This window comes from Agriterribacter sp. (genome assembly GCF_035444585.1).
GTDB lineage: Bacteria > Bacteroidota > Bacteroidia > Chitinophagales > Chitinophagaceae > Agriterribacter.
This window is the reverse complement of the sequence record NZ_DAOMOZ010000309.1, coordinates 1-4195: the sequence shown is the minus strand read 5'-3', so window position 1 is coordinate 4195 and position 4195 is coordinate 1. Positions and strand designations below refer to the sequence as shown.

At 44.2% G+C, this 4195-nt stretch carries 5 protein-coding genes; 3 read left to right on the top strand and 2 right to left on the bottom strand.

Annotation, left to right across the window (positions count from 1 at the left end):
• Positions 1-130 precede the first annotated feature (130 nt).
• On the top strand, positions 131-955 hold the full coding sequence (locus PLH26_RS20670; protein WP_324587918.1) for an alpha/beta hydrolase: 825 nt from the start codon (positions 131-133) through the stop codon (positions 953-955).
• A 28-nt stretch (positions 956-983) separates the two neighbouring features.
• Here PLH26_RS20670 and PLH26_RS20665 read toward each other — a convergent pair whose 3' ends face one another.
• A complete protein-coding gene (locus tag PLH26_RS20665; protein WP_324587917.1) occupies positions 984-1919 on the bottom strand; it encodes a hydrogen peroxide-inducible genes activator in 936 nt (311 codons plus the stop codon).
• Positions 1920-2120: 201 nt separating this feature from the next.
• Positions 2121-2333: a hypothetical protein gene (locus tag PLH26_RS20660; protein WP_324587916.1), complete on the bottom strand. Its 213-nt coding sequence runs from the start codon at positions 2331-2333 to the stop codon at positions 2121-2123.
• Between the two features lie 157 nt (positions 2334-2490).
• Here PLH26_RS20660 and kbl point away from each other — a divergent pair, with 157 nt between their 5' ends.
• Together kbl and PLH26_RS20650 are read left to right on the top strand one after the other, a co-directional pair.
• Positions 2491-3696, top strand: a complete 1206-nt coding sequence (gene kbl / locus PLH26_RS20655; RefSeq protein WP_324587915.1) for a glycine C-acetyltransferase — start codon at positions 2491-2493, stop codon at positions 3694-3696.
• 34 nt (positions 3697-3730) lie between these two features.
• On the top strand, positions 3731-4195 hold a 465-nt coding region (locus PLH26_RS20650; protein WP_324587914.1), incomplete at its 3' end, for a penicillin-binding transpeptidase domain-containing protein.

The following is a 4195-nucleotide window of genomic DNA, read 5'->3' as shown; positions in this document are numbered from 1 at the left end:
CGTAAAGAGCAATCTTTTCGACTGCTGCTGCTCCGAAACCTTTTTCATATAGACTAATTGCTGGCATCTCGTACCCTCTCACTTTCCGGGACGTATACCGACCTGGTTTTTTTGACTTAACATTCGTGTAATGAACAGGCTGCAACCGCATAAAAGAAGAAAATGGTTACGCTGGCTGAACATTGTCCTGGTTGTATACCTGCTGTGCGGCATAGCATTTTATTTACTGCAGGACCGTTTCCTGTTTCATCCAGTGGCTTTGAAACGCAGCAGTCCCTATCATTTTTCTGCTTCCAGCAGGGAAATCAATGTGGCGGTGGATAAACAAAGCAATATGAACATTGTGCAATTCCTTACCCGCGACAGCCTGCCCCGGGGTGTAGTGCTGTATTTTCATGGCAACCGCAAAAACATCGGCTGGTATGCCGCATATGCTCCCGGGTTTACCTCAAAAGGATATGAGGTATGGATGATAGATTATCCCGGCTTTGGCAAAAGCACGGGCCGGCTTACCGAGCAGAAGCTTTATGATGATGCCCTGCAGCTTTATGTTATGGCCCGTTCAAAATTTCCGGCCAACAGCATTACAGTATACGGCAAATCATTGGGAACAGGCATTGCTTCGTGGCTGGCTGCTAAAAGAAGCTGTAACCAGCTTATACTGGAAACCCCTTATTACAGCATGACGTCGCTGGTACAGCATTATTTACCCATATACCCGGTAAGCACCCTGCTCAAATACAAACTGCCGGTATATAAATATATCAGTCTTGTTAATGCACCGGTTACCGTTTTTCATGGTACGGATGATAAAGTGATCCCCTACAGCAATGCACACCGTTTAAAAGAGGCCATGCATACAAAAGACAGGTTTATTGCGATAAAAAATGCCGGGCACAATAACCTTAAGGATTACCCCCGGTTTCAAAATACGCTGGACAGCTTGTTGAAATGATATGCGGCAATAAAAGTGATCAATGCTTCTAAATAGCAATGATATTTGAGCCCTTGTTTTTTTTGATCTTTTCGGGCACGGAAGCAAGAATAGACCCCCGCAGCGCATCTATTAACCGCTTTTTTACAAAATCGCGCTGCACCACAAGGCTTACTTCACGTACGGGCACGGGGCTTTTAAACTTACGGATAAGCTGTAGTTGCTTTGCCGGCATATCCAGTGTAGCCAGTTCCGGAATGATGGTAATGCCATCATTCAGATCTACCATGCGCCTGAGCGTTTCTATGCTCCCGGTTTCATAATCAAAATGGCTGCCTGCAAGGCTTCTCTTTCTCAATTCACAAAGGTTTTCTATTTGCGACCGGAAACAATGCCCCTCTTCCAAAAGCCATAATTTATTGGGATCAATATCCTGTGCCAGCACATAATGTTTTTTATAAAGGGTATTTTTCTTCGACACATATGCCAGCATTTCTTCATAAAACAATACGAATTCCTTTATCCCTTTTTGCTGAAGCGGCGTTACCAGGATGCCCGCATCTATTGCTCCCTCCTTCAGCGAATGGGTAATGATATCCGTGGTCATTTCGCTTACAATCAGCTTTACTTTCGTGTATTTCATCGCAAACTGCTGAATGAACAATGGCAATAAATAGGGCGCCAGGGTGGGAATAATGCCTATACGCAGCTCGCCGGTAAGCGTGCCTTTTTTATACTCGATCAATTCATGAAGCGCTTCTTTCTGGACGAGAATGCTTTTTGCCTGCGCTATTACTTCGGCGCCGATAGCCGTAGGAATAACGGGTTGCTTGCTGCGGTCGAAAATGACAATCCCCAACTCTTCCTCCAGCTTTTGAATTTGCATACTTAAGGTAGGCTGTGTAACATGACAATGGTCGGCCGCTAAGGTGAAATGCCGGAAGGCATCAAGGGCTGCAATGTATTCTAACTGGATAAAGGTCATACCGATCAATTGAACTTATTAAAGTAAGCAAAATAATCAATTTAAACAATGAAAGCTCCCGGAACTCGGGAGTTTTTGGTTCGGAAGTTATGGTTGCCCGATGGCTGAATGCCGATACCTGACTGCATCTCAACAAAAAAAGACCCGGCATTGGAAAACGCCGGGCATCTTGTGTAGATTTTCTCTATACCCTTTATCTATTTAGTAATGCAAAATTAAGAAATGTCTTGTTAAAGATTCCAGAAAAGGGATGTCCGATTGAAGTATTTTTTCCTCCCGGATGGTTTCATCCGCCGGCGAGCAGGCGATATTGCACCTCACTTTTTTATAAGTACGACTGGCATAGCTGAACACCAAAGCGCTGCCTGCGAGCAAGGCAGCTATAAAAATGATCTTATTTAATTTTTTTTTCATTTTCAAGACGTCACGAAATTAATTTCAAATGATGGATAACCAAAGCCAAAAATGTTAATTACTGTTAAAATCGCTTATAAAACGAAGCAGACGGGAAAAAGTTACATTGGCCGTTATTTTTAAAAAGCGCGTAGGTTTGCAGCTTAAATATTTGCACATGAACAGGAAATTGACCGAACGCATCGGCAGCGAATTGGAAGAGATCCGTCAAAATGGTCTTTATAAAACGGAGCGCATAATAGAAAGTCCCCAGGGAGCGGATATAGAAGTGGCGGTACCGGAAGAAAAAGAGAAAAAAAAGGTCATTAATTTTTGCGCCAACAATTACCTCGGGCTGTCCTCGCACCCGAAAGTTACAGAAGCTGCCAAAAATTATATAGACCAACGGGGTTATGGCTTAAGCAGCGTTCGGTTCATTTGCGGCACACAGGATATACATAAAGAACTGGAGCGCAAACTTTCGGCTTTCCTGGGAATGGAAGATACCATATTGTATGCTGCCGCGTTTGATGCCAATGGCGGTGTATTTGAGCCCCTGTTCAACGACAGGGATGCGATCATTTCCGACGCGCTGAACCACGCTTCCATTATTGATGGCATAAGGCTTTGCAAAGCCCAACGCTTCCGGTATGATCACAATAACATGAACGACCTGGAAGAAAAATTAAAAGATGCAGGCACTGCGAGGAACCGTATTATTGTAACTGACGGCTCATTCAGCATGGACGGCACCATCGCCCAGCTGGATGCCATTTGTGCTTTGGCAGAAAAATATGATGCGGCAGTAATGACCGACGAATGCCATTCTACGGGCTTTTTGGGTAAAACCGGCAGGGGCACACATGAATACCGGAATGTAATGGGTAAGATAGATATCATTACCGGCACCCTGGGCAAAGCCCTTGGCGGGGCTTCGGGTGGTTTTACCAGCGGCAAAAAAGAAGTAATTGACATGCTGCGCCAGCGTTCGCGCCCTTATCTTTTTTCCAACACTTTAGCGCCGAGCATTGTGGGAGGATCCATTGCCGTACTGGATATGCTTAGTGAAACCACCGAATTAAGGGATAAACTGGAATGGAATACAAAATATTTCAGGAGCAAAATAACGGCAGCAGGTTTTGATATCAAGCCTGGCGATCACCCCATTGTTCCCATTATGCTGTACGATGCCTTGCTGGCGCAAACCATGGCATCACGCTTACTGGAAGAAGGTATTTATGTAACAGGCTTTTTCTTCCCGGTTGTGCCTAAGGGCAAAGCGCGCATACGTGTACAGCTCAGCGCTGCACATGAGCCCCATCATTTGGATAAGGCCATTGCCGCTTTTACCACAGTGGGAAAAGAGCTGGGAGTGATCGGATAAAATGTTTGATTTGTTGTTTTTTACAATTAATAATATGTTCAACATTAAAATGAAAATAAAATATTCCGCTTTCGCTGTTTTAGCAATTACCGCTGTTGTATTATCCTCCTGTTCCATGAATAATGTGGAGCAGGATGAAACATTAAAAAAATATTTTGATGAAAATAAGGTAACCGGAAGCTTTGCCCTTTTTGATAACGGCAGGGGAGAATTCGTGATCTACAATCTTAAAAGGGATACCACCCGTATACTACCCGCCTCTACATTTAAAATAGTAAATGCCCTTATTGCCCTGCAAACGGGTGTAGTAACAACAGACAGTACCATTATTAAATGGGATGGCGTACAAAGAGAGGTAAGCGACTGGAACCAGGATTTAAGTCTGGCCCGGGCCTTCCGCTACTCTTCCGTTCCGCACTTCCAGGAAATAGCCCGGCGTATCGGCAGAGATACGATGCAGAAATGGATAGACAGCCTTAAATACGGCAATATGAAAATT